This is a genomic window from Amycolatopsis sp. WQ 127309, assembly GCF_023023025.1.
Taxonomy (GTDB): Bacteria; Actinomycetota; Actinomycetes; order Mycobacteriales; family Pseudonocardiaceae; genus Amycolatopsis.
Genome location: NZ_CP095481.1, coordinates 9,785,256 through 9,809,167 on the forward strand (window position 1 = coordinate 9,785,256; position 23,912 = coordinate 9,809,167).

Sequence of the window (23,912 nt, forward strand, 5' to 3'; positions counted from 1 at the left end):
TGAGTGCTCGGACGGCTCAACGCGGTCCCGAGCCGGTGATGGAGCGGACCTCCGGGACCGCGATGATCGCCAGGTTCACCGCCGCGACCAGCGCGGCCATCACGATCAGCGGCGGGGCGACGCCGGTGAGGGCGGCGATCGGGGCCGCGATCGCGAGCCCGAGCGGTCGCGCGGCGAAGGAGAGCAGCGCGTCGTAGGAGTCCGCTCTCGCCAGGGCGGTGACCGGGAAGTGCCGTTGCATGGTGGTCTGCCAGACCGTGTTCAGGGTGCCGACGCCGAGCATGCCGACGCCGTAGGCGACCGCCTCGACCCACGGCGCCAGCGGCACCGCGAACGCGAGGAGCGGCAACGCGAACAGAGCCCCGCACACCGACGTCGCGACCAGCGGCCGGCCGAACCGCAGCCGCGGCGCGGCCAGCGCGCCCACCACCAGGCCGGCCATCCCGGCCTGGTAGATGATCACCCAGGTCACCTCGCCCCCGAGCGAGCGCACGGCGATCAGCGGGCCGAGGGTCATGAGCACCCCCGCGGCCAGGTTCGACACGCCGTGCCCGACGAGGTTCGTCCAGAACCACGACCGGATCCGCACCTCGCGCCAGCCGTCGGCCAGCTCCCGGAAGAACGACGTGCCCCGCGCGGCCGGGTCCGGCCGGTCGGCGCGCACGCCGCCGAGGGTGGCGGCAGCCGCGGTGAACAGCGCCGCGGTCGCCACGAACGACCAGCCGGCGCCGACGGTGACCACCAGGACGCCCGCGATGCCCGGCCCGGCGACCAGCGCGATCCCGCGGGCGACACCGAGGTGGCCGTTCGCGGCCAGCCGGGCGTCACCGGGCACGACGGCCGACACCAGGGGCGACATCGTGGGCGTGCCGAAGGCGATGCCGACTCCGGTCACGGCCGAAAGCACGACCAGGTCGGTGATCCGGACGAACCCCAGCAGCAGCTCGATCCCGATGCCCAGCTGGGCGGCACCGCGCAGCAGGTCGGCGGCGAAAGCCACCCGCTGGGCCGGGAACCGGTCCGCCAGCACGCCGCCGACGGGCAGCAGGACCAGCTGGGGCACCAGTTCCGCGGCCAGCACCAGCCCGAGGTCCCCCGCGTTGCCGGTCGCGTCGAGCACCGCCAGCGTCAGTGCGGTCGGCACCAGGGCGGTCGCCAGGAACGACAGGCTCCGGCCGGCCAGCAGCCGGCGGAAGCCGGGGAGCGTGAAGACGGGGACGGCCACTCGGGTCACCGGGGCACCGCCGCTGCGAACGGCGCGGCCAGCCGCTCCTGCAGCTGCGGCGGAGCGGACAGGAAGTCGTAGTGACCGCCGTCGACGACGGGGAAGTCGACGCGGTCGGCGTACCGGCTCCAGCCGCGCAACTGCTCCTGGGTCACCTCCGCGTCTTGCGACCAGTGCAAGACGGTGATCGGGAACGGCATGGTGCTCACCGGCGCCGGGCGCCGGTAGTCGCGGTTCGCTGCCAGGTCTTCGCGCAGGATCGCCAGGCCGAGCTCGACCAGCGGCGGGTACACCTCACCGCCGCGGCTCAGTGTCAGGAATTCGATTTCCCGGCGAAGCTCGTCGTCGCCGAGGTCGAGGAAGCGGTCGTGCGGGCAGTCATGCGGGGCGACCTGCGCGGAGACGAACAGCGTTTCCGGCACCGGATCGCCGCGCTCGGCCAGCAGGGCGGCCGTTTCGAAGGCCGGCAGCGCGCCGGCGCAGTGCCCGAAGAACGCGAACGGCCGGTCGAGGTGCGGGAGCAGCGCCTCGGCCAGTGCACCGGCCAAGTCCGCGTAGCTGCCGTAGTGCCCTTCGCGGATGCGGTTCTCCCGGCCGGGCAGCTGGATCGGGCACACCTCGACCTCGCCGATCGACCGGGGCCAGCCGTTGAACATCGACGCACCCACACCGGAGTAGGGGAAGCAGAAGAGACGCGCGGCCGACGTGGCGGCGGGGGTGCGCAGGAGCCAGCGGCCGGGTTTGCCGGCTGCGGTGGCGGCGTTCGAGCTCACTACGGGGTGTCCTCCGTGGTCTGAAGGGGTTCGGTGGTGTGTCACCTGGTGCGGACGGGAAGGCTGGTGAGGCCCGCGATGAACACCGAGGCCAGATGCCGCGGTGGTCCGGTCACCTCAATGGTGCCGAACCGCCGGAAGAACTCGTCGAAGAGGATCCGGAAGGTCAGGCGGGCCAGCGTGGCGCCGAGGCAGTAGTGCGGGCCGTGGCCGAAGGCGATGTGCCGGTTGTCCGTGCGGGTGACGTCGAACCGGTAGGGATCGGCGAACACGGACTCGTCCCGGTTCGCGGACCCGATCCAGACCGCGACGGCCTCGCCCGCCTCGACCCGGCCCCCGCTCAGCTCGGTGTCGGCGACCGCGTACCGGAGGAAGCTGTTCGCCGCCGAAGTCCAGCGGAGCCCTTCCTCGACGAGCTGCGGGGCCAGGCCCGGATCGTCGAGGACGCGGCGCAGCTGGCCCTCGTGCTCGGCGAGCGCGAGGATCGTTCCCGAGACTGTGTGCGGTGTGGTCGCGTTGGCGCCGAGCAGGATGCTGTAGCAGTTGTAGACGACCTCCTCGTCGGTGAGCGGGGCGCCGCCCGCCGTCATGGTCATCAGGTGGCCGATCAGGTCGGTCCGCGCCTGGTCGTCGTCCCGGCGGAGTTTGACCTGCGCGCCGAAGTACTCGAACAGCTGGTGGTGGGCGATCGCGAGGGTCGCGCCGCTGCTGCGGACCCGGAACCGGGTGTCGTCCGGTGCGGCCGCCATCGCCGTCCAGCGCACCAGCTCGCCCCAGTCGCTCTCGGGGATGCCCAGCAGCGACCCGGCCACCGTCATCGGCAGTTCGTAGGCCCGTTCGGCGACGTCCCATTCGCCGCCGTCGAGAGCCGGCTCCAGGAATCGCAGCACGGCCCGGCGGATCCGGTCGTCCCACGCGGCGAGCGTGCGGGCCGACAACCGGGCGTTGAGCGGGCGGCGCAATTCGCCGTGACGCGGCGGGTCGGTCGAGACCAGCATCCGTCCGGCGGAGATGTCGTCGACCCCGAGCTGGGTCAGCACGCTGCCCCGCTCCGAGGTGAACACCCGGTGGTCCCCGAGCACCCGGCAGGCGTCGTGGAAGCGGGTGACCGACCGGAAGGACCGGCCGTCCGGCAGGACCTGGCGGTGCAACGGCGCCCGCGCGCGCATCGCCGCCCACACCGGGTGCGGATCGCCCTCGGCGAAGAAATCCGCGTCGAACAGATCCACAGTGGACAGTTTGGCGACGGGGAACGCGCCCAGGCCGGCGCTGATCCTCACGCTGATAGCGCTTTCTCGATGACCTGCGCAAGACCGGCCGGGGTCGGCTCGAGGTAGAAGTCCATCGGTGAGACCTCGACGCCGAACCGGCCCGCGAGCTCGCCGATGATCCGCACCCCGAGCAGCGAGTGGCCGCCGAGCTCGAAGAAGTCGTCGTCGGCGCCGATGCCGGCGACGCCGAGGTGGTCGATCCACACCGTTGCCACCGCCTGCGCCACCTCGCCGTCGGGCGCCCGGTACTCGGCGCTGAGCTCCGGCCGGTCCGCGGATGTCTCGCTCGCCAGCGCACTCCGGTCGACCTTGCCGTTCGCCGTCAACGGCAGCTCGGCCGCCAGCCGGATGCGCGCGGGCAGGGCGTAGGCCGGCAGGACGTCCCCGAGCTGTCGCCGGATGTCCAAAGTGGACAGGCGGGTGCCGGGGGTGGCGACGACCCAGGCCACCAGCCTGCTCCCGGCCTCCACTACGGCGACCGCGTCGGCGACACCGGGCACCTCGGCCAGCGCGGCTTCGACCGCACCGAGCTCGATCCGGAAACCCCGCACTTTGACCTGCTGGTCGGTGCGGCCGTGGTAGAGCAGGACACCGTCCGGGCGGCGCCGGACGAGGTCACCGGTGCGGTACATCCGCTGCCCCGGCGCACCGCTCACGGTGTCGGGCAGGAAGCGTTCGGCGGTCAGCGCCGGACTCCCCCAGTACCCGTGCGCGAGGCCGGCACCGGTGGCGTACAGCTCGCCGATCGTCCCGTCCGGTACCGGGGTGAGGTTCTCGTCGAGCACGTGCACGCCGGTACCGCGGATCGGCCGCCCGATGGGCACCGAATCGTACGTCGGCCCGGTCACCCGGTGGCAGCAGGTGAAGGTGGTGTTCTCGGTGGGCCCGTAGCCGTTGACCACGCTGGTTCCCGGCAGCGCCGCCAGCGCCCGCCGCACGTGGGCCGGCGACACGACGTCGCCGCCGGCGATGAGGTACCGCAGGCCGCGCAGGTCGTCCAGCCCCGTCTCGACGGCCTGGTGGAACAATCCCGCGGTCAGCCACAGGATGGTGACCCCGTGCTGCCCGGCGAACTTCGTCAGCTCGGTCACCGGCAGGTCGTGCGGCGGGGCGAGCACCAGACGGGCGCCGTTGAGGAGCGGGCCCCAGATCTCCAACGTCGAGGCGTCGAACGCGGCGGGGGCGAAGTGCAGGAAGACGTCGTCGGGGCCGATCGGGAGGAAGTCCGCGCCCACGACCAGCCGGCCGACCGCCCGGTGCGGCACGCACACGCCCTTCGGCACCCCCGTCGACCCCGACGTGTAAGCGAGGTAAGCGACGTCTTCGGCGCGCACCTCGGGCCGGAGGAAGCCGAGGGCGGGGTGCTCGACGTCCGAACGCACGGCCCGCACGCCCGCCGGGAGCACCATCGCCCGGTCGTCCGGGACGAGGAGCACCTTCACGCCCGCGTCCCCGAGGAGGAGTTCCCGGTGCCGCGCCGGATACCGCGAATCCAGCGCGAGATAGGCCGCGCCGGCCTTCAGAATCGACAGCAGAGCCACGATCGTCGCGATTCCGCGACCGGCTTCGACGGCCACCACGTCCCCGGATTGCACCCCGGTGGCGACCAATGCGGCGGCGAGCCGATCGGACCGGTCGTCGAGAGCGGCGTAGGTGAGTTCACCCTCTCCGGCGGCAAGCGCTATCCGTTCCGGCGAAAGCCGGGCGACCTCGGTGAACCGGGAAACAATAGTAGTGGAATGCTCAACAAAGGCGTCACTCATTACACTCCTTTCAGCCCATCCCAAGACGGCGCCATTAATCTGGGCGCGACTGTCCGACGAGATGTCCTCACAGTGATGACGTCAAGGCGAAGCACACGGTCCAGAGCGACTGTTCCCCTGAGGCGGCGCACCTGCGCCACCCCCACAGGGCTCCCCAGAGCTCTGCCGCGGCTTCGCGAATAGTTCGATGAACCCCCAAAGTTCGTTGTCACCGGAAGACTACCGGAAAATTGCCCACCAAGACTAGTCCGACCGTGTGACCGTGCCGCCGCCTCACGCGGGCGGTCATGTTGCATTGCGAGCTCCACCGTCACAGTATTGCGAGCAATGGAGAGCCGGATTGGTAAAAGAATTTGACACACCCACGAGCAACGGTCCCCGAAGATTTGCCGTCAATCATCGGAATGAACCACTTTCACTCAGCGGACGGCGACGTCTTCACACGGCGTATCCCCGTCCGCCGTTGCCCTGGTAACAGTCCACCGCGCACCCACCACGGCCAACCGGAGCCCGGCCGCATTCACCGACCACCCCCGCCCGTGCCGTTCCTTTGGCGCAGTCACCCAGGGCCGGCTCTCTACCTCAGGCGATGGCCGACCTGATGGTCATCGCGACGCATCATCCCGAGGCCACGCGCCTGGATGTGTTGTCGCACCTGGTCGTGGACGGCAGGCCCATCCCGGGATCGCGCAGGCGGAAGCTCCGGATCCGCAGGAGTGACCCATGGCGCCGCGGACGCGTCCGTGACCCGGGGCGCGCCGCTCGATCCCGACATGGGCGGCGTGGGCAAGAGCACGATGCTGTCGTCTCCGCGCACGCGAAGCTAGTCCCAGGCTGTCGTTCACATCTGGCCACGTCGACAGGTGTGATCCTTACCTCTCGGTACAGAACTTGCCGGGCGAATTCTATACCGTCAGGTACATAACCTGGAGGTTCCAGGCGTGGCAAGGAGAAGGCCGTGAGTGACGTTGTGCGCATGTACCACCAGGGCGATGCGGAGGTCCTGCGGCTGGAGAGCGAAAACGTCGGAGCCCCGGGACCCGGTCAGGTCCGGCTCCGGCAGGAGGCCATCGGGCTGAACTACGTCGACACGTACTTCCGGAACGGGGCGTTTCCGGTTCGCCCCCTGCCCGCCGTGATCGGTGTCGAGGCGGCGGGGACGGTCGACGCCGTCGGGCCCGGTGTCACCTCGGTGGCGCCGGGCGAGCGCGTCGGCTACTACTTCGCGCCCGGTGCCTACCGGGAGGTCCGGCTGATCGCGGAGGCGCAGCTCGTTCCCGTTCCCGACGACATCCCGTCCGACGTCGCCGCGTCCGTGCTGGCCAAGGGGCTCACCGCGTGGGCACGGGTGCGGCGCGTCCACCCCGTCGGACCGGGAACCCTGGCCGTGGTCACCGGGGCCACGGGTGGTGTCGGCTCGCTGCTGGCTTACTGGGCGTCGGATCTCGGCGCGACGGTCATCGCCGTGGTGGCTCGCCCCGAGCAGGTCGCGACGCTCAATGCCCGAGGGCTGGGGAACGTCGCCGTGGCGGGCACGGGCGACCTGGCGCGACTGGTGGCCCACGAGGCGCGGCCCGTGGACATCGTCTACGACCTGGTCGGACAAGCGGTCTTCGACGAAGTGGCGGGCGTACTGGACAAGGGTGGCCGGCTCGACCTGGCGGGCAGCGCGTCAGGGGAGATCGACGCGTCCCTGCTCAGGACCAAAGCGGCGGGCGTGCACGTCACCCGATCCTCGACCGGGGATCATCTGCCCGGCCGCGAGGCCCTGCTCGATGCCGCCGACGAGGTTTTCGGCGTGCTGCGCAAGGGTGTGTTCGGCGCGCGCGAAGTCCGCAGGTATCCCCTCGCGGACGTGGTGCGGGCCCATCGTGATGTCGAGTCGCGCTCCACGGGCCCGGCTCCGGTTCTCATTCCCTGACCGGCGGCCGAACGCCGCGCGGGCGTCACCGCGCGGCGTTCGCGACGGGCTGGGCGAACACCCCCCGGACCGCGAGGTCCACCATGCGGTGCAGCTTCTCGGCCGGGATGCCGTCGTTGGCCCGTACCGCGATTCCCTCACTGAGGCCGGCCGTGTACAGCGCCAGCGTCTCCGGGTCGGCGTTCATCGTCGGATCCCCCTCGGCCACGGCTCGCTCGAAGCGCTCACGGATGAACTCGACGGCGTTGGCGCGCTGCTGGGCGACGTAGTCGCGCATCGGCCGGTTGTCCGGCGAGCACTTGCCGATGCCCTGCACGACGAGGCAGCCGTGCGGGTGGTCGTCGCTCGCGACCACGTCGACGGTGCGGTGCAGGAAGGTCGTGACGGCCTCGCGCGCCGTGGGCAGCGCGAAAGCCTCCATCTCCCACGCCGGGCCGCCGGCGATGTAGCGCTGCACCGCCTTCTCGAACAGCTGACGCTTGTCGCCGAAGGCGGCGTACATCGACGGCTTGTTGATACCCATCGCCTCGGTCAGCTGCGCCAGCGACGCGCCCTCGTAGCCGTGTTCCCAGAACACGTCGACCGCACGGTCGAGGGCGGTGTCGATGTCGAACTCACGAGGCCTGGCCATACCCCAACTGTACCTCGCGGTACGAAACCTGTCATGATGATTCAATACCGCACGGTACATAACTAACTCGACGCAGGAAGACAGGCATATGGGAACGTTCGACACCAAGGTCGCCCTCATCACCGGCGGATCACGCGGCATCGGCGCGGCCATCGCACTCCGCCTCGCCCGTGAGGGCGCCGATGTCGCCATCACCTACACCGCGGCCGAGGAGGCGGCCAACACTGTCGCCAAGGAGATCGCCGATCTCGGTCGCAAGGCCCTGGTCCTGCGGGCGGACCAGGCCGACCCGGCCGCGGTCGACGCCGCCGTCCGGCAGGTCGCCGGCGAACTGGGCCGGCTCGACGTCCTCGTGAACAGCGCCGGCGTCACCCACACCGGCCCGGTCGGCCCCGGCGGTCTCGACCTGGAGACCTCCGACCGGCAGATCGACATCAACTACCGAGGCGTGCGCAACGCCGTCCGCTCCGCCGCGGCCGTCATGGCCGACCACGGACGGATCGTCAACATCTCCACCTCCACCGCCACCGGCTCGATCATGTTCCCCGGGTTCGCCGAGTACTCCGCGACCAAGGCAGCCGTCACCGCCTACTCCAAGGGCGCCGCCCGCGACCTGGGGGCGCGGGGCATCACCGTCAACGTGGTCCAGCCGGGCCCGATCACCACCGACATGAACCCCGACGAGGGCGAGCTGGCCGACCTGCTCAAGGCCCGCGGCGCCCTCGGCCGCTACGGCACGACCGAGGAGGTCGCCGCACTGGTCGCCTTCCTGGCCGGTCCGGAGGCCGGCTACATCACGGGCGCGACCTTCAACATCGACGGGGGACTCGCGGCGTGAGCGGGGCGCCTCGTCCGCGCGGGTTGCCGCGTCGGACGAGGCACACCCGCATCCCTTGACCGTCCACATGCGACCCGAATCGAGCACGGCAAGGGTGATCCCCCTTCACAGCAATGCGCGCGACCCTCATGTACAGCGCGGGCGATGTCCGCGTCGACAACGTGCCGGATTCCGCCATCAAGCTGCCCACCGACGCCCTCGTGCGCGTCACCGCCGACGGCAGTGCGCGAGTGCGTCGGCGGTGGCCGGAGGACCATTTTCTAGACACCGTGCCTCGTATTAGGGTACATTGCGAGACATGGTGTCTTCTAACTACCCACCTCCCGGCAACGAGGTCGCCGGCTTCGCACACGCGTTCGCAGCCACCCTCGAGCCAGGCAAGCGCGACAAGCTGCAGCAGCCCTACTCCGCGGCCGCCGCGGCCACCTGGTCCAACTTTCCGCAGGGCTACCTCGGCAAGCGCCACAAGCGGATCGGCTTGCCGACGCGCAAGCTCGACAAATCCCAATGGCGAGCGCTGGACGACCTGCTGGCAGCAGCCCTGGGCAAGGGCCGCGAGCAGGGCTTCGACCAGCTCAGCCAGCACCTGGCCGCGGACGACTACCTGCACGCCATCGGCGCGGGCGACCACTACGGCCGCGGCAACTTCTTCGTCGCGTACCTGGGCAAACCTTCGAACGCCGGCGCCTGGCAGTTGCAGTTCGGCGGCCACCACCTGGCCGTTTCCAACTCCTACCACCACGGCAAGCTGGTCGGTGCGACCCCGTCCTTCCGTGGCATCGAGCCGTTCCCGTCGTTCGAGTTCGACGGTCGCCGACACACCCCGATGACCCGCAAGTGCACGGCGATCGCGGAGCTTCTGCACTCGTTGACCAAGCCACAGCTCGAGCAGGCAAGGCTGCGCGGTTCCTGGCCGGACGTAGTGCTCGGCCCGGGCGACGACCACCGGTTCCCGACGACCTCGAAAGGAATCACGGGGGCCGATCTGTCTGCAGCACAACGGAAACTGCTGATTGCCGCGATGGCCGAGTGGGTGCGAGACACGTCCGACAGGGACGCCGCGGAGATCCTGGCGGACTACGCCGGCGCGATCGAGGAGACCCACCTCGCCTTCGCCGGCAAGCCGAAGATCACACGCCCAGGCGATTATGCCCGCATTGACGGCCCGCGAGTCTGGATCGAGCTGTCCATGCACGAGGGGATCGTGCTCACGACACCGCATCCCCACTCCGTCTGGCGGGACCGGCTGACCGACTACGGAGGACGTGACTTCCCACACCAGAGTTTCTAGACACGCTGAACCGTTATCGTGCTACAGTTTCAGTACACCTTGACTCGTAATAGCGGGTTTCGGTCCACGAACAGCCCGCAGGGCAGATAGGAGAACGTGCGATGCGCGTCTTCGTGACAGGTTCCACCGGCTGGATCGGCTCCGCCACGGTCGACGAACTCCTCCGGTCCGGCCACGAGGTGCTCGGGCTCGCCCGCTCGGAGGAGTCCGCGGCGAAGCTGACCGCCAAGGGCGCCCAGGTACACCGCGGCGACCTCGACGACCTCGACTCCCTCCGCGCGGCCGCCGCAGCGGCGGACGGCGTCGTGCACCTGGCCAACAAGCACGATTGGGCCGACTCGGAGGGCACCGACAGGGCCGAGCGAGCAGCGGTCGAGGCGATGCTGGAGGCACTGGAGGGTTCTTCGAAGCCATTCGTGATCGCCAACGGCCTTTCCGGCTTCCCCGAGGGCCGGCCGGTACTGGAAAGCGACGCCTCCCCCGCAGTTGGCCCCGGCTCCGACCGTGGCGGCTCGGAAAACCTCGCCTTGGATGCGGTGTCCCGGGGCGTTCGTACGGTGGTGGTCCGCTTCGCGCCCAGCGTGCACGGCAAGGGCGACTGGGGCTTCGTCAACTTCCTCACTCGAGCCGCCAAGGAGCGCGGCGTGTCCGGGTACATCGGTGACGGAAGCGTTCAGTGGTCGGCCGTGCACGTCGGCGACGCTGCGCAGCTGATCCGCCTCGGCCTGGAAAACGCCCCGGCGGGCACCCGCATGCACGCGGTGGCCGAGCAGGCCATCTCCACCAAGGAGATCGCCGAGGCGATCGGCAAGTCCCTCGACGTGCCGGTGACCTCGATCGAGGCGGACAAGGCCGGAGAGCACTTCGGCTTCATCGCGAACTTCTTCGGCCTGACGATGAGTGCGTCCAGCGACGCCACTCGGGAGCAGCTGTCATGGAAGCCGACCGGTCCCGATCTGGTCGAGGACATCACCTCCGGTGCCTACACCGACTGACAAGCCATTCGTACCCACTTCGGTGTCGCCGGCGCCGGCCAAGTGCCGGCGACACCTGGACGGACGACCATGCGGCGGTTCGTGTTCGCCGTCCACGAGCCCGAAACCGGGTTCCCTGTCGCGCCGACGACCACGGCCACTCACGTGAAGATGGTGGTGCCGCAGGAAAACGGCGAGGCCGTACTGCCCGCACCGGGCAAACGCGGACTGTCCGCATCAGTTCCGCGTCCAAGGCACGCGCGGCTTCACCACATACCCGTCGGGCTACCGGCGGTACGCGCTCGCGGCCGATGAGACCAGGTTGCCCGCGTTGGAACGGTGGTTGGAGAAGGCCCCGCGCGAAGCGCGGATCGACGCCTTCGTACCGGCTCCGGCCGCGGCCCGGCGCGAACTGCCCGCGCTTACCGAAGCGACCCCAGTCACCCGTGACAGTACCTACGTCCGGGCAACGGCCGAGTCCAGCATCGTCGCCTAGTTACGACCGCAATGCCTTCGAACTGTCCGGTTGCTGGCGCCTTGGCCGCGCCAGTAGCGGCGCCCGTCACTCGACCAGGGAAGAACACGCATGATTGCCCAGACCACCGAGCCCGCGGCCGACACCCGCCGCCGCGAGAGCCTGGTCCTCATAGTCGTTTGCCTGTGCACGATCCTGGTGGTCGGCTTCGTCGCCGCGATCAACCTGGCCGTGCCGTTGCTGGCGGGCAGCAGCCTGCATCCCGACTCCTCGGAACTGCTGTGGATCGTCGACACCTACGTCATCATCTTCGCCTGCCTGGTGATTCCCGGCGGCGCGATCGGTGATCGGCTGGGGCGCAAGGGCGCACTGATGAGCGGACTCGTGCTGTTCGCCGGCGGCGCGGCCGTTTCAGCGCTCTCCACGAGCATCCCGGCCATGCTCTCCGGCCGGGTCGTTTCCGGGCTCGGCGCCGCGCTGGTCCTGCCGAACTGCGTCGGCGTGCTGGTACACGCGACCCGCCCGGAACGCCGCCGTGGTGCGCTGGCGGTCTGGGGCGCCATCTCCGGAATGGGTGGCATCCTGGGCAACACCGCAGGTGGTGCGCTGCTCGACAGCGGCGACTGGCAGACCCTGTTCTGGAGCGTGGTGCCCCTCGCGCTGGTGTGCGCCGTGGCGATCGCGGTGACTGCGAGGGCGAGCGAGCGCACCTTCCGCAGCCTCGACCCGGCGGGCACCTTGCTGCTGGTGGCCGCCTCGGTCTCCTTGCTGGCAGGTATCATCGAAGCCCCCGAGAAAGGCTGGCTCAACCCGGTTGTGCTGACCGTTTTCGGGCTCGCCGTCGTGCTCGCCGTTGCCTGGGTCCTGGTCGAACTGCGCGTCAAGCACCCGCTGCTGGATCCGCGCCTGTTCCGTGCGCCTCTGCTGACCAGCGCGAGTCTCGGCATGCTGGTGACGTGGTTCGGCAGCTTCGGACTGTTCTACCTCAACGCCTCGCTGCTGCAGTACGGTCGCGGTTTCTCGGTGCTGGGCGCCGGGTTCGCCACGTTGCCGCTGGCCATCCCGATCCTCGTCTGCTCCCGGTTCATACCACGGATTGTCGCCCGGATCGGTATCCCGGCCACCCTCGCGGCCGGCTTCCTCGCCATCAGCGCGGGGTTGTTCGGGCTTTCCTTCGCCACCAAGCAGTCCTTCGTCGTCTACGCGCTCTGGCTCGTGGTGCTGGGGATCGGCTTCGCGCTCTCGCTGCCGACGCTGACCACGGAGCTGACCGCCGGACTACCACCGGAACAGGCCGGGGTCGCGGGTGGGTTGCAGTCGGCGACGCGTGAGCTTGGCAGCGCACTCGGCATCGCGGTCGTCGGCACGATCACCGTGGCCGTCTTTTCCAGGCACTTGCCCAGTGCGTTGCAGGCAATGACCCCGGTGCCCCGCACAGTGATCGAAGCAGTGCGTGCGGCGCCGGCTCAACGCAGCCGGATCACCGACGCCTTCGTCACCGGTGGCAGCACCGCCTTGCAAGTCGGAGCGGCGATCACACTGACCGCCGGGGCGATCGTAGTTGCGCTCGCCATCCGCCGCTCGCCTCACTCGGTCGAGTGAACGAAGACGAGAAGCGCCGAACTACTCCGGCTATCGCCGGCCTGACGACCGGATGGCTACGAGCGGATCACCATCGTGGACATGGTCGGCAAACGGCGCCGTCACCGGTCCCTGCGGCTCCATCATGGAGTGTCCATAATGGAGTGCGCTGCCGGCATTTCGCCCCCGGAACCCGACCGTATAAATCGAAGTAGTAAATAGAGAGGATAAGCCATGGCCAAAACCAATCAGCCCGAGAACGGATTCGAGGCCACCGCCACCGGTTTCATTCTGGTGAAAACCACCCGTGCATGGCTGGACCTGACCGTCGCCGACCGGATCGCTGCGTTCGAGGAGCACGTCACGCCCGCGCTCAAGAAGGTCAAGGGCGTCCGTTCGACCTTCTACGACACAGAGTTCTACACCGCACGGGTGACCGACATCTGGGTCTGGGAGGCTCGCGACCACGAAGCCTTTCAACTGGTGATCGAAGCGCTGCGAGAAACGTTATTCTGGGACCACTACTTCGAGATCGTGGAGATCCTCGTCGGCGTCGAGAACGGCTACGCCAAGCACTACAGCACCGATGTGGTGACCTCGATCAACACCTGACCGCCACGGGCCGCGCACACGGCCGCCACCCCCGCGCGCGGCCCGATGCGCACAACGGACCGGGAACTCGAACCGCAGCGGGCCAGCGGCGGCCGATCAATCCCGGCGGCCGCGGCGTCGATCGCCCTGAGCCAGACCATGGTCAGCACACCAAGCCGCTCGGGTCACGGCCTCCGGTCCAGGATCGCGCGCCCAAAGACTCAGCTGGTCGTCCATTGCGGGAAGAGGTACTGCCATCAGTGATGAGATTTGATCTCACCACTGGTGAACGAAGCGAGTTCGCCGGCACCGGCCGGCCGTTCGTGATTGCCTGCCGGGCGCATGGGATCCGGCCGGGACGGCCGGCGATCGAGCACGACCAGCCGGACGAAAGCTCGGCGGGCACGTCGCGCATCGGGACCCTGACCATTGTGCTGGGCTTGGCCGACCAGGGCGTGCGCGGCGTCGTCGTGCGGCCGGCGCCGTCCGTGAACGACGACGGACGCAACGGAAGCCTGAGCTTCACGGGAGCGTTGACATCCCGATGGCTGATGCCGTAACCGAGGCCTGCAGCGGGTGAGCTGGACACCTGCACCCGCGGCCGAGGCCTCGGCGCGAGAGGGCGACGGATGCGTCCCCCGGACCGTCAAGGCCTCTTGAGACATCGGCCGAAAGTCGGGTTCGGTCCGGGAAAGCCCGTCGGCAGTCGTGCACCATGGCCCCGAGCCGAGCCGCAGTGGCTGCCGGCAGGCACTCCGCCGGGCAACACGCGCCTTGGGGAATCCGTCACCGCCTGGATCGCGGGTGCCGGATCTGCCGCGGGCACGTTGTCATCCTGATTGCGCTGCGTTGGGCGCGTGACCGAACCGCTCAGTTTTCGACCCGCCAGCTGAAAAGCAGTGAGCGTGCGTGTTCGGTCAGGTCGCTGTCGCTCAGCGGTCGCCCGCATTCCAGGATAGTGCCGAGTACGGGGCCGTTGAGCTGAGCCGCGGCGAGGCGTCTCGGCGGCATTCCGGGGGCGGCTGGGCGGAGGCGGTCCAGTAGCAGCTGGGTCGGGCGGCTCAGCAGGTCGGCTGCGGCGACGAGGTCGCGGACGGTTGAGTCGTGCTGTGATTCTCCTATCAGTGCCCGGTAGGCGAGGCCCGCCGGGGAGTGCAGGAGAAACGCGGTCAGCGCGCTGAGGTGCGCGACGACGTCGGTCACCGGAGCACCGGTCGGAGCGCTGCCGAGCTCCTGGGTCGCATCGGTGGCGCTGGCTTCGAGCAGGATCTCGGCCTTGTTGGACCACCACCGATACACTGTCTGCCGACCGACCCCGGCCCGCTCCGCGATGCCCTTCATCGTCATCGCGGCGTAGCCGATGTCGACCAGCATGTCGTCCACCGCGTGCAACACCGCTGTCCGAGCGGCCTCACTGCGCGGCCGCCCCGCCTTGCTCGCGCTGGGTTCGTCGGTCATTCCACCATTGTATCGATGCACGGTGGGCCGATATCCACTGCTCTCATAACGAGACATACTGCATCGATAACGATGAGGGTCTGGCCATGATCGACTCCGCCGAAGGTGTGCAGCGCACAGCGTCTGCCGGGCCTGCCGGCCGCCGGATTTCCGGTCGCGCTCGCCGATGGCGCCATGCTCCCTTCGCTACGTTTTCGACACCTGGTCACCCTTTGCTCAGGCCTGCTACCCCTTGACCGTCGCGGTCAGCGACCGCAGGGCCTAGGTGACCTCGTGGTCGCCGCTGCGCCGGGTCGCCTGAGCCCAGGGCGCGGCCGGCTTCGTCAACGAAATGCAGCTCGAATCGAGCAGCGTCATAGCCGCCGGGGGCACCTGATGGCCGTGCCCGGCATGTCCGCCTACTGCGGCAGCAAGGTTCGCCCTGGAGGGCATTCTCGAAGCGCTGCGCAAGAAGGTCGCGCAGTTTGGGATCCACGTGACGGCGATCGAGCCCGGCTCCTTCCGCACCGACTGGGCCGGCCGGTCCATGTCCCGCGCCACGCGGACCGTCGACGACTACGACGAGCTGTTCACCCCCATCCGCGAAGCGCGGCGTAAGGCCGGCGGTAACCAGCTGGGCAACCCGGCCGAGGCCGGTGACGCCGTCGTGCGCATCGCGGCGGCCGACCGGCCACCGGCCCACCTCGTCCTGGGCTCGGACGCGCTGCGCTTGGTCGCCGCCGCGCGCACCGCCGTGGACGAGGAGATCCGCGCGTGGGAGCCGCTCTCCCGCACGACCGCCCAGGGCGCCGGCATCACCCGCGGCGCGCTGTACTTCTACTTCGGCTCCAAGCAAGAAGTCGTCACGGCGCTCGTCGCCCGGACCGTCGGGCACCTGTGGGAACGCTCGCGGGTCGCCGCGGAGTGCGGTGAGCCGCGCGAGGCCATCGCCGCGGCCGTGCGGCGCACGGTCGAACTGTGGACCGAGCACGGCCTGGTCATGCGCACGGCGATCGACCTGTCGTTGACCGTGCCGGAGATCGGCGAGCTGCGGAACCGGACCGGACCAGGCACCGGCGCTGGCCCGTGCGCTCTGCTGGCTGCACGCGGCCGCGGCGACCTGTGAACACATCTGGCTGATCAGCGCCGGCCCGGCTACCTGACTGTCTGGTGTTTTCCCAGTCCCCGGGCCTGCATCGTGGGTGAGTATCCCTTGATGCAGCCGAGGAGACGTCATCGTTCACTCGCCCGCAGTTCTCGAACCGCGTACGACAACACCGATGGCGGAGCCGCCCACCCGGCCACCGCGGCGCCGGCTGAGAACGCTGGCCGTAGGCGCCGGAATCCTGACCGTCCTGTGTGCGCTCGCACTGCCGCTGGCGCCGGTCGCGGTCGACGATCCTTCGGTGTCCTGGCCGGTGGATCCCGCCGCGCCGCAGTCCACTCTGCTCGCGCTCGAAGCCGGCAAGCCGCTCGGGCTGACGGCCGGTTTCTCCTGCGCCACCGTGGACGCAGCGGCCGCCGCCGACGCCGATCGGGCGTCGCACGTCCTGCTCGCCACCACCGATCCCGACCAGCCCACGGCCGCCGAGGGGCTGCGGGTTACCGCCGAAAACGGCTCCCTCACGGCGTTCCTCGGCCCGGCCGTCGTCTTCCGCGAACCGATCACGGCGCGACCCTGCCAGTACCGGATCCGCACCGAGGGCCAGAAGCTGTTCTACACCAAGGACGGGCGGACGCTGGGCACGTCGGCGCTGCCGGACGTGGACGCGTTGATCACGGCGATCACCACGCTGCCCGGCCGGGACCTCGACGTCACCGTGCGGGTCGACGACCGGTTCGCCTCCGCGCCGACGCCGGTGAAGCTCGTGCTCCTGGCGGCCGTGGTGGCCGGGCTGCTGGTGTGCGCGGGCTGCCTGATCGTGCTGTACCGGCGGCCCGGCCGGCGGAAGCGCTTCCGCCCCCGCGCCGCGGACGTCGTCGTCGGCGTCACGCTGCTCGCGTGGCTGTTCCTCGCGCCGCGGACGAGCGACGACGGCTGGATGTACGCGATGGCGCTCAACCGGGAACACGCGGGTTACTTCGGCAATTACTACATGTACCACAACAACTCCTACGTCCCGTTCACGTGGCTGTTGCAGCTCTACGCGTGGTGGTCCGAACTCGGCACGGCTCCCGTGCTCCAGCGGGTGCCGTCGCTGGTGTTCGGGATCATCACGTGGCTGGGGGTCCGCGGCGCGGTCGGCCCGGTCGCCGTGGGGAAGCGCCTGCTGGTCCCGGTGCTGCTGTTCCTCGCCTGGTGGCTGCCGTTCGGCCTCGGCACCCGCCAGGAGGCTTCGGTCTCGGCCTGCCTGACGATCACCGTCTGCGCCGTGCTGCTCGCCCGCCGCCGGCAACGGGTCGGGTACCTCGGGCTCGCCGTCGGCGCGGCGTCCCTCGGGCTCATCGCGCACACCGCCGGCGTCCTCGTGCTGCTCCCCCTGGCGCTCGGGGCGAAATCGGCGGCGCGGCTGGTCCGCAGGACCGCGCGTTCGACGACGGACGCGGTCGCCGCGGTGCTGTGCGTGGTGTCGTGCGCGGCGATCGCCGCCGTCGCGGGGTTCGCCGACGGCTCGCTGAACGACTTCCTGCGCGGCAGTTCGTCCTTCGGCGGCGGCCTCGACACCGGTCCCCCGGACCCGCTCGGCGACGAGCTGGACCGGTACCGGCTGCTGCTGGGCGACCAGTCCACCGGCAACTTCGCGCTGCGCGCGCCGGCGCTGCTGCTCCTGCTGGTCGTGCCGTTCTTCGTGCTGCTGTGCGTCCGCGCCCGGCAGCGGCGACGGCCGTTGCCCCGGCCGCTGTGGCTGACCGGGTGGACCTGCACGCTGGGGCTCGCGCTGCTGGTGTGCACCCCGTCGAAGTGGCCGTGGCACTTCGGGGCGTTCGCCGGCGTCGCGACGATCTTCCTCAGCCACTTGGCCCTGTCGGCGCCGGACTTGGCCCGGCGCTACCTCGGCACCCGCCGGCTGGCCTTCGTGGTCGGCTCCCTGCTCCTGGCCGGGTCGGGCGGCTGGATCTGGCTGGCCGCCCAGGGCCGCAACACGTGGGCCGACGACGTGCTGCCCGGCGTCCCGCTGGCCGGCGAACCGCTGCCGGGTGCGGTGGCGCCGGCCGTGGTGCTCGCCGGAGCCGTCGTCGTCACGCTCGTCCCCCGCCGGGACGCCTTCACCGCGATCCACCTCGCCCGGGCGATCGCCGTCTGCTTCCTGGTGGGAGAGCTGGCTTTCCTCGTCGGCGGGTTCGCGCTCGCCACGGTGCGGACCCGGGATTCGTGGTCGCCGTGGGCGGACGCCGTCGCGGACCCGCTCGCCCGCCGCTGCGGGGAGGCGCGGGTGCTGCGGGCCGCCGACCCGGGCTCCGCGCGTCCGGTCGCGGTGCTGGCGGGCGCGCCGGCCACCGACGGCTTCGACCGGGACGTCCGGGCGCCGGGCAGCCCGCCCGAGCCGGGCCCCGCGACGGCCGAGGTCTACGGCAGCCTGGCCGACGGCCCGGCCGGCATGACCACGCCGTGGTTGCGGCTGCCCGCCGACCTGTCGGCGGACAAGCAGCTCATGACGACCGTGAGCGGCGTGACCGGTGCGGGCAACACCCTCACCGCCGAGTTCGCGAACGCGTCCGGCGGCGGGTACCGCGTGGTCGCCCGCTCGGACTTCGCCGCGCCGGAGGACAGCCTGTCCTGGCGGGACGTGGCGATCAGCGACGGCACGGCCCTCCCCGCGGGCACCACGGCCTTCCGGCTGACCGCGAAGGTGACGCGGGACTGGCTGTCGTTCGCGATGCCCACGGTGCGCGACGTCGTCCCGGTCGGCGACTTCCTCCCGCGCGACGGGCACACGCTCGTCGACTGGCAGCTGAACTGGCTCTACCCCTGCCAGGGCCAGCCGGTCATCGCGAACGGCGTCGTGGCGCCGATCTCCTACGCCGTCGGGTTCGGGTTCGGCCCGGACGGCAGCGAGCACAGCGCCACCGCGGGCGGTTCGTGGAGCCCGGAAGTCGGCGGGATCCTCGGCGCGCAGAACCGCGTCTCGACGATCACCAGGCTGTACACCCGGCTCGACACCGAACCGGCCACTCCGATGCGGACGGTGTACCGCCTCGACCGCCCGTACGCCGACGCCGCCTACCGGCTGAGCCGCGAAAGCCACACGGTGATGGGCTGGCGGACATTCTGAGCCGCCGGGAGGCGACGCTTGCAAGACCGACACCGCGCTGCCACGTCGAAGGCCACCGCCAGGCAGGCCGACCGGACAAGTGGCTCACAGCGATCAGGCGTTCGGAGTTTCGACGATCACCGTGGTCGCTTTGACCACCGCGACAGCCAGGGAACCGGGCTCGAGACCGAGTTCCTTCACCGCCTCGGCGCTCATCAGCGAGACCACACGGTCCCGGCCGCACTGGATCTCGACCTGCGCCATGACCTTGTCGACGACGATCGAGGTGACCAGCCCGACCAGGCGGTTGCGGGCGGAACTCCCGACGGAGGTCGGGTCGGGAGCGGATTCACCCTGTCGGCGAGCGAACTCGGCCAGTTCCTCACCGTCGATCACGTACCGGTTGACCCGGTCCTTGACCGCGGTGAGGCTCCCCGCGTCGATGTGACGACGGATCGTGTCGTCGCTGACGCCCAGCAGCCTCGCGGCCTCGGAAATCCGGTAGTGCGGCACCGGGGAAGCATAAGCGCCGAATGCCGGCGACACTGGGTCATTCCAGTGTCGCCGCATGATCCACCGCAGGCCGGGTCGGCATTCCCGTCCGTCCACTTGAGCTGGTCGATGAGTGAACGGTGGCCGGGAATCCGGGGAGTGCGGGCTACATGTTCTCCGCCCCCGCCTGGATCGCCTCCCGAATCCTGGCGTAGGTGCCGCACCGGCAGATGTTGCGGATCTCGTCGAGGTCGGCATCGGTGATCGCGTGCCCCGCGGCGGTCGCCTGCTTGACCTTCGCCACGGCGGCCATGATCTGACCCGGCTGGCAGTACCCGCACTGGGCGACGTCCAGCTGCAGCCACGCCTCCTGCATGGGGTGCAGGTCCTTGCCGACCGTCGCGGGCAGTCCTTCGATCGTGGTGATCTCGTCGGTGTCCTTGATGTCGGCGACCCGCACCGAGCAGGGGTTGAACGCTTTCCCGTTGATGTGGCTGGTGCACGCCTTGCAGACGTCGAGGCCGCAACCGTACTTGGGGCCGGTGATCCCGAGCAGGTCGCGCAGGACCCAGAGGAGCCGGAGGTCGTCGTCGGCGTCGACGGTGACCTGCCGGCCGTTGACCTTGAAGGTGTGTTGAGGCACGGCTGGCTCCTAGAAGGCGTGGTCGAGACCGTCGGTGGGCGAGGGCGGGGTGGACGGCTGCAACGGCAGCGGCTCGAAGCTGAGCGTGCCGTGGTTGACCGGGAACGAGGTCGGCATCTTGCCGACGGCCCGGGCGTAGGCGCACGCCACCGCGGCGAACGACGGCGCCACCGCGAGCTCACCGGCGCCGCTCGGATTGGCCGAGGTGTTCGGCATGACGACGACCTGCGTCTCGGGCGGGGTGTTCCACTCCCGGGTGTAGAAGTAGTTGTCCCAGCTGCCTTCCAGCGGGATGCCGTCCTTGATGTGCACGCTCGAGGTCAGGCACATCGCGATGCCGTCGTTGAGGCCGCCGATCATCTGCGCTTCCAGGCCACGCGGGTTGATCGCGAAGCCCGGGTCGACGACCACGAGCGCCTTCGTCACCCGCGGCCCGGTGACCGCGTCGGGGATCTCGCGGTTGACCGTCTCGGGCCGGCAGTCGATCTCCACCAGCACGGCGATCGCGCCGCGGTACTCGGCGTGCAACGCGATGCCCTGCGCCGTGCCGGCCGGCATCGCGCGGCCCCAGTTGCCGACCTGCGCGGCCTTGTCCAGGACCGCGCGCAGCCGGGTGTCCTTGAGGAACTCGCGGCGGAACGCGACGGGGTCCTTGCCGAACTTCTTCGCCAGCTGGTCGACGACCAGCTCCTCGGCCGTGACGACGTTGGGCGAGTAGATGTTGCGCATGCTGCCGGTGTTGAACTTCAGCGGGATCTCGTTGAGCAGCTGGGTGGTCACACCGAAGTTGTAGGGCGAGGACTGGCTCAGCAGGAAGATCGACTCGGCGAAGCTCAGGTTGCCGGCGATCGGCAGCCGGGACGCGAACGCCGTCAGCATCTCCCCCAGCCCGTGGCTGAACTCGGTCTGCACACTGGTGTGCCGCTGCTCGAAGCTGATCACGTTGCCCAGCAGGTACGTCGCGCGCACCCGCGTCACGCACATCGGGTGGATGCGGCCCTGGCGGAAGTCGTCGGTGCGCGACCACATCAGCTTGACCGGCTTGCCCATCTTCTGCGACGCCTCCGCCGCTTCGGCGGCCGCGTCGTGGAACAGGTGCCGGCCGAACGAGCCGCCACCCTGGGTCACGTGCACCTTGACCGCGTCCTGGGGCAGGCCCAGCTGCTTGGCGATGTCCTCCTGCGCGACGATCGGCACCTTCAGGCACGACCAGATCTCCGCGCGGTCCGGCCGGACGTCGGCGATCGCGGCGCCGGTCTCGAGCGGGCTGTTGCTGGCGGCGGCGAAGGTGAACTCCGCGTCGATGTACTGGTCGAGCAGGCCGGGCACGGCCATCGGCAGCTGCGCGGCCTTGAGCTTCTTGAACACGGTCGCGTCGGATTCGCCGTCCACTGTGCCGGGTCCCCAGGTGACCTTCAGCGCGCGGATCGCGTCGATGCACTGACCGAAGGTCCGGCCGCGCACCGCGACGCCGTGCGCGATCGCGACGACGTCGGTGATCCCGGGCATCGCCTTGACCTGCGCGGCGTTGGCGATCGTCCGCGGCGTGCCGTTGATCGTCGGTGGCCGGGCCACCATGGTCGGCAGCGCGTTCGGGACGTCGATGTCGAGGGTGAACTGCTTGGTCCCGGTGACCGAAGCGTGGGCGTCGAGCCGGTTCTGCGGTGTGCCGAGGACCTTGAACTCCGAGCGCGCCTTCAAGGTGGCGACCACGCTGATCGTCGTCGCGGACGCCGCGGCCTTCGACAGGGAGCCGTAGCTCGCCTGGCGGCCGCTGGAGTGCCGGACCGTCCCGGCCGCCGTGGTCAGCTGCGACACCGGTACGCCCCACTGCGCGGCCGCTGCGGCGAGCAGCCGCCGGCGGGCGATCGCCGCGGCCGTGCGGACCGGGGTGTAGATGCTGCGCATCGAGTTGGAGCCGCCGGTGAGCTGGTTCATCAGCAGCTCGGGCCGCGCGTCGGCGAGGGTGACGTCGATCTGGTCCAGTGGCAGGTCGAGCTCTTCGGCGATCATCATCGCGACCGCGGTGGTCATCCCTTGCCCGACCTCGGCCCGCGGGACGGCGAAGGACGCGCGCCCGTCGGTGCCGACACCGACGGTGATCAGGCCCGAGGTCGGGAGGGCGGCGACGTTCTGCAGGTCGCCGAGGTCGAAGATGTCCTCGGGCTGCGGCAGCGACGGGATCGACGCTTCGGCCTGGCCCGGCGCGAGTTCGGCGACGCCGATCTGCGCGGCGACGGCGAGCGTCGGCGCGGCGAGCACGAAGCCGAGAAAGCGGCGGCGACCGAGGGTGCGCGGTTCGGGTTCGGGTGGCTGCTCGGCGGGGACGTGGTGGGCCATGAGCGGCTGGTTCCTCTCGAACGACGGTGTCGGAGAAGTGCGGGGCTGGACGCCGCCGAGCCGGAGTGTTGCATAGATCACGCCGCTGAAAGAATGCCCTGGCTGCCTACGTTTGGCCTAGCGTCGTTGTGCACGGTGCACAGCCGGTGCTTGTCAGGGCACGCGCGGTGGCGGGAGGAACGGCAGTGCGCGGACCACGAGAGCCAGCTCCAAGGAAAGGTCGCCACCGGTCAGGCGTTGCTCGATCAGCCCTTCGATCCGGTGGATCCGGTTGAGCACCGTGTTGCGGTGGCAGTGCAGGATCTGTGCCGAGCGCGTCGCCGACCCGCCGGTGCCCACCCAGGTCGACAGGGTCTCCAGCAGCAGGCCGCGTTCGTCCCCGCCCAGGTCGAGCAGGCCGCGCAGCCAGTTCTGCAGCAGCGAATCGGTCAATTCCGGCGAACTGAGCAACAGCGCCTCGGGCAGCCGTTCGGCCAGGCACACGACCTCGGACCGGCCCGGCGGCACCGTCCGCATCGCCAGGACCGCCTGGCGATAGGCCGCGTGCACCGCGGCCAGGCCGTCGACGACCAGGGACACCCCGGCCGGCACGGCCAGCACCGAGCCGACGGCCGCGACCACGCCGGCGACGTCGCGACCGGGTAGCGCCACCAGGCCGACGAGGACGTCGGCACGCGACTGCCAGGCCGACGGTGACCCGAGATCCTCCAGCGCGCTCCCCAGGGGTTCGGCGAAGCCGGCATCGGCGTCGCCGGGTCCGGCCGCCGCGACGACCACGTAGCGCCCGGAGATCGGCAGGCGGAGGGTCCGGCCGGCCTCGTAGGCGAACCCGGCGTCGGCAGCCCGCCCTTGCAGCAGGCCCTCCCACAGGGAGGCGCGGCGTTGCTCGTCCGCGCGGACCAGGCTGCGCTCGGCCGCGTGATAGGCCTGGGCGACCTGGGCCGAGATCGCGTCGACGACCTCCCACACCCGGGTCGCGAGGTCGAGCATGGCCTCGTTGTTCACCTCTCCGGTGGCCCGGGCTTGGTCGGTCAGGGCCTGCCAGACCAGGCGCCCACCGAGCCGGAAGGAGCGCAGCACGTCGTCGAGCGGCAGCTGCTGCTCGGCGCGGCGACGCCCGGTGGCGCGGGCCGCGTCGTAGAAGTCTTCGGCGTCGCCGGCGTGACCGATGAGCTGGAGCACGCGCCGGAGGTTGTCGTGGCACGAGTGCCACAGGTCGTCCCGCGGCACGACGTCGACCAGGCGGTAGCCCGGGTTCTGGTCGCCGATCACGGAGACCAGGCCGTCGGTCAGCTCGTCGAGCCCGCCCAGCACGCTGGCCGCGAGCGACCGCGCCGTGTCGCCGTTGTCCGCCCGCACGTCAGTCATCCACACCCACCGTCGTCGCCCCGCGCCCGGAGATTCGGAGCCGATGGCCGCGCGGATCGGTCTACATCAGGATGTTGGCCAGCGCAAACACAGCGCGGTTAGACC

General features: G+C 70.3%; 19 protein-coding genes and 1 pseudogene. 10 read left to right on the forward strand and 10 right to left on the reverse strand.

The window, feature by feature from the left end; all coding sequences use genetic code 11:
• Nucleotides 1-16 precede the first annotated feature (16 nt).
• Genes MUY22_RS42985 through MUY22_RS43000 form a run of 4 tightly spaced genes read right to left on the reverse strand, consistent with a single transcriptional unit; the run spans nucleotide 17 to nucleotide 5,032 of the window.
• The gene (locus tag MUY22_RS42985) at nucleotides 17-1,234 is read right to left on the reverse strand and encodes an MFS transporter (RefSeq protein ID WP_247053213.1); all 1,218 of its coding nucleotides are present in this window, start codon (nucleotides 1,232-1,234) and stop codon (nucleotides 17-19) included.
• Nucleotides 1,231-1,998: a thioesterase II family protein gene (locus MUY22_RS42990; RefSeq protein WP_247053215.1), complete on the reverse strand. Its 768-nt coding sequence runs from the start codon at nucleotides 1,996-1,998 to the stop codon at nucleotides 1,231-1,233. Before MUY22_RS42990 ends, MUY22_RS42985 begins: the two co-directional genes overlap by 4 nt.
• A 41-nt stretch (nucleotides 1,999-2,039) precedes the next feature.
• Nucleotides 2,040-3,278 carry a cytochrome P450 gene (locus tag MUY22_RS42995; protein ID WP_247053217.1) on the reverse strand — a complete coding sequence of 413 codons (1,239 nt, stop codon included), beginning with the start codon at nucleotides 3,276-3,278 and terminating at the stop codon, nucleotides 2,040-2,042.
• Nucleotides 3,275-5,032 carry a non-ribosomal peptide synthetase gene (locus MUY22_RS43000; protein ID WP_247053219.1) on the reverse strand — a complete coding sequence of 586 codons (1,758 nt, stop codon included), beginning with the start codon at nucleotides 5,030-5,032 and terminating at the stop codon, nucleotides 3,275-3,277. The genes MUY22_RS42995 and MUY22_RS43000 overlap by 4 nt, the downstream gene beginning before the upstream one ends.
• Before the next feature lie 958 nt (nucleotides 5,033-5,990).
• Here MUY22_RS43000 and MUY22_RS43005 point away from each other — a divergent pair.
• Complete coding sequence (locus MUY22_RS43005) at nucleotides 5,991-6,953, forward strand: alcohol dehydrogenase catalytic domain-containing protein (RefSeq protein WP_247053221.1); 963 nt, start codon at nucleotides 5,991-5,993, stop codon at nucleotides 6,951-6,953.
• A 25-nt stretch (nucleotides 6,954-6,978) separates the two neighbouring features.
• On the opposite strand, the gene MUY22_RS43010 is transcribed toward MUY22_RS43005, so the two are convergent.
• On the reverse strand, nucleotides 6,979-7,584 hold the full coding sequence (locus MUY22_RS43010; RefSeq protein WP_247053223.1) for a TetR/AcrR family transcriptional regulator: 606 nt from the start codon (nucleotides 7,582-7,584) through the stop codon (nucleotides 6,979-6,981).
• 88 nt (nucleotides 7,585-7,672) lie between these two features.
• On the opposite strand from MUY22_RS43010, the gene MUY22_RS43015 reads away from it, so the two are divergent.
• The 7 genes and pseudogenes from MUY22_RS43015 (at nucleotide 7,673) to MUY22_RS43045 (ending at nucleotide 13,894) form a co-directional block, all read left to right on the forward strand.
• Nucleotides 7,673-8,422 carry an SDR family oxidoreductase gene (locus MUY22_RS43015; RefSeq protein ID WP_247053225.1) on the forward strand — a complete coding sequence of 250 codons (750 nt, stop codon included), beginning with the start codon at nucleotides 7,673-7,675 and terminating at the stop codon, nucleotides 8,420-8,422.
• A gap of 298 nt (nucleotides 8,423-8,720) precedes the next feature.
• A complete protein-coding gene (locus MUY22_RS43020) occupies nucleotides 8,721-9,713 on the forward strand; it encodes a DUF3500 domain-containing protein (protein WP_247053227.1) in 993 nt (330 codons plus the stop codon).
• A gap of 101 nt (nucleotides 9,714-9,814) precedes the next feature.
• On the forward strand, nucleotides 9,815-10,708 hold the full coding sequence (locus MUY22_RS43025; RefSeq protein ID WP_247053229.1) for an SDR family oxidoreductase: 894 nt from the start codon (nucleotides 9,815-9,817) through the stop codon (nucleotides 10,706-10,708).
• 280 nt (nucleotides 10,709-10,988) lie between these two features.
• Nucleotides 10,989-11,183, forward strand: a pseudogene (locus tag MUY22_RS43030) (SIP domain-containing protein); the annotation flags it as partial.
• 90 nt (nucleotides 11,184-11,273) lie between these two features.
• Nucleotides 11,274-12,764 carry an MFS transporter gene (locus MUY22_RS43035; RefSeq protein WP_247053231.1) on the forward strand — a complete coding sequence of 497 codons (1,491 nt, stop codon included), beginning with the start codon at nucleotides 11,274-11,276 and terminating at the stop codon, nucleotides 12,762-12,764.
• A gap of 213 nt (nucleotides 12,765-12,977) precedes the next feature.
• Entirely contained in the window at nucleotides 12,978-13,355 is a 378-nt protein-coding gene (locus MUY22_RS43040) for a darcynin family protein (protein ID WP_247053233.1), read from the forward strand.
• A 242-nt stretch (nucleotides 13,356-13,597) separates the two neighbouring features.
• Nucleotides 13,598-13,894, forward strand: a complete 297-nt coding sequence (locus tag MUY22_RS43045) for a hypothetical protein (protein WP_247053235.1) — start codon at nucleotides 13,598-13,600, stop codon at nucleotides 13,892-13,894.
• 310 nt (nucleotides 13,895-14,204) lie between these two features.
• On the opposite strand, the gene MUY22_RS43050 is transcribed toward MUY22_RS43045, so the two are convergent.
• A complete protein-coding gene (locus MUY22_RS43050) occupies nucleotides 14,205-14,792 on the reverse strand; it encodes a TetR/AcrR family transcriptional regulator (protein ID WP_247053238.1) in 588 nt (195 codons plus the stop codon).
• Between the two features lie 475 nt (nucleotides 14,793-15,267).
• Between MUY22_RS43050 and MUY22_RS43055 the strand changes: the two genes are divergently transcribed.
• On the forward strand, nucleotides 15,268-15,897 hold the full coding sequence (locus MUY22_RS43055) for a TetR family transcriptional regulator (RefSeq protein ID WP_247053240.1): 630 nt from the start codon (nucleotides 15,268-15,270) through the stop codon (nucleotides 15,895-15,897).
• A gap of 154 nt (nucleotides 15,898-16,051) precedes the next feature.
• The gene (locus tag MUY22_RS43060) at nucleotides 16,052-18,985 is read left to right on the forward strand and encodes an arabinosyltransferase domain-containing protein (protein WP_247053242.1); all 2,934 of its coding nucleotides are present in this window, start codon (nucleotides 16,052-16,054) and stop codon (nucleotides 18,983-18,985) included.
• Between the two features lie 93 nt (nucleotides 18,986-19,078).
• Here the strand turns inward: MUY22_RS43060 and MUY22_RS43065 are convergent, their stop codons facing one another.
• From MUY22_RS43065 to MUY22_RS43080, 4 genes are all read right to left on the reverse strand, one after another.
• Nucleotides 19,079-19,477 carry a molybdopterin-binding protein gene (locus tag MUY22_RS43065; RefSeq protein WP_247064398.1) on the reverse strand — a complete coding sequence of 133 codons (399 nt, stop codon included), beginning with the start codon at nucleotides 19,475-19,477 and terminating at the stop codon, nucleotides 19,079-19,081.
• A 145-nt stretch (nucleotides 19,478-19,622) separates the two neighbouring features.
• Entirely contained in the window at nucleotides 19,623-20,099 is a 477-nt protein-coding gene (locus MUY22_RS43070) for a (2Fe-2S)-binding protein (RefSeq protein WP_247053244.1), read from the reverse strand.
• A 9-nt stretch (nucleotides 20,100-20,108) separates the two neighbouring features.
• Entirely contained in the window at nucleotides 20,109-22,439 is a 2,331-nt protein-coding gene (locus MUY22_RS43075) for a molybdopterin cofactor-binding domain-containing protein (RefSeq protein ID WP_247053246.1), read from the reverse strand.
• 153 nt (nucleotides 22,440-22,592) lie between these two features.
• Nucleotides 22,593-23,807 (reverse strand): CdaR family transcriptional regulator, encoded by a 1,215-nt coding sequence (locus MUY22_RS43080; protein ID WP_247053248.1) that lies wholly within the window; start codon nucleotides 23,805-23,807, stop codon nucleotides 22,593-22,595.
• Nucleotides 23,808-23,912: the final 105 nt, after the last annotated feature.

Bases quoted from the DNA above. Each gene is read 5' to 3' on its own strand.
- MUY22_RS43050 (WP_247053238.1), bottom strand. From the start codon at position 14,792: ATGACCGACGAACCCAGCGCGAGCAAGGCGGGGCGGCCGCGCAGTGAG.
- MUY22_RS43015 (WP_247053225.1), top strand. From the start codon at position 7,673: ATGGGAACGTTCGACACCAAGGTCGCCCTCATCACCGGCGGATCACGC.
- MUY22_RS43080 (WP_247053248.1), bottom strand. From the start codon at position 23,807: ATGACTGACGTGCGGGCGGACAACGGCGACACGGCGCGGTCGCTCGCG.
- MUY22_RS43020 (WP_247053227.1), top strand. From the start codon at position 8,721: ATGGTGTCTTCTAACTACCCACCTCCCGGCAACGAGGTCGCCGGCTTC.
- MUY22_RS43075 (WP_247053246.1), bottom strand. From the start codon at position 22,439: ATGGCCCACCACGTCCCCGCCGAGCAGCCACCCGAACCCGAACCGCGC.
- MUY22_RS43025 (WP_247053229.1), top strand. From the start codon at position 9,815: ATGCGCGTCTTCGTGACAGGTTCCACCGGCTGGATCGGCTCCGCCACG.
- MUY22_RS43000 (WP_247053219.1), bottom strand. From the start codon at position 5,032: ATGAGTGACGCCTTTGTTGAGCATTCCACTACTATTGTTTCCCGGTTC.
- MUY22_RS43035 (WP_247053231.1), top strand. From the start codon at position 11,274: ATGATTGCCCAGACCACCGAGCCCGCGGCCGACACCCGCCGCCGCGAG.
- MUY22_RS43010 (WP_247053223.1), bottom strand. From the start codon at position 7,584: ATGGCCAGGCCTCGTGAGTTCGACATCGACACCGCCCTCGACCGTGCG.
- MUY22_RS43045 (WP_247053235.1), top strand. From the start codon at position 13,598: ATGAGATTTGATCTCACCACTGGTGAACGAAGCGAGTTCGCCGGCACC.
- MUY22_RS43060 (WP_247053242.1), top strand. From the start codon at position 16,052: ATGGCGGAGCCGCCCACCCGGCCACCGCGGCGCCGGCTGAGAACGCTG.
- MUY22_RS43040 (WP_247053233.1), top strand. From the start codon at position 12,978: ATGGCCAAAACCAATCAGCCCGAGAACGGATTCGAGGCCACCGCCACC.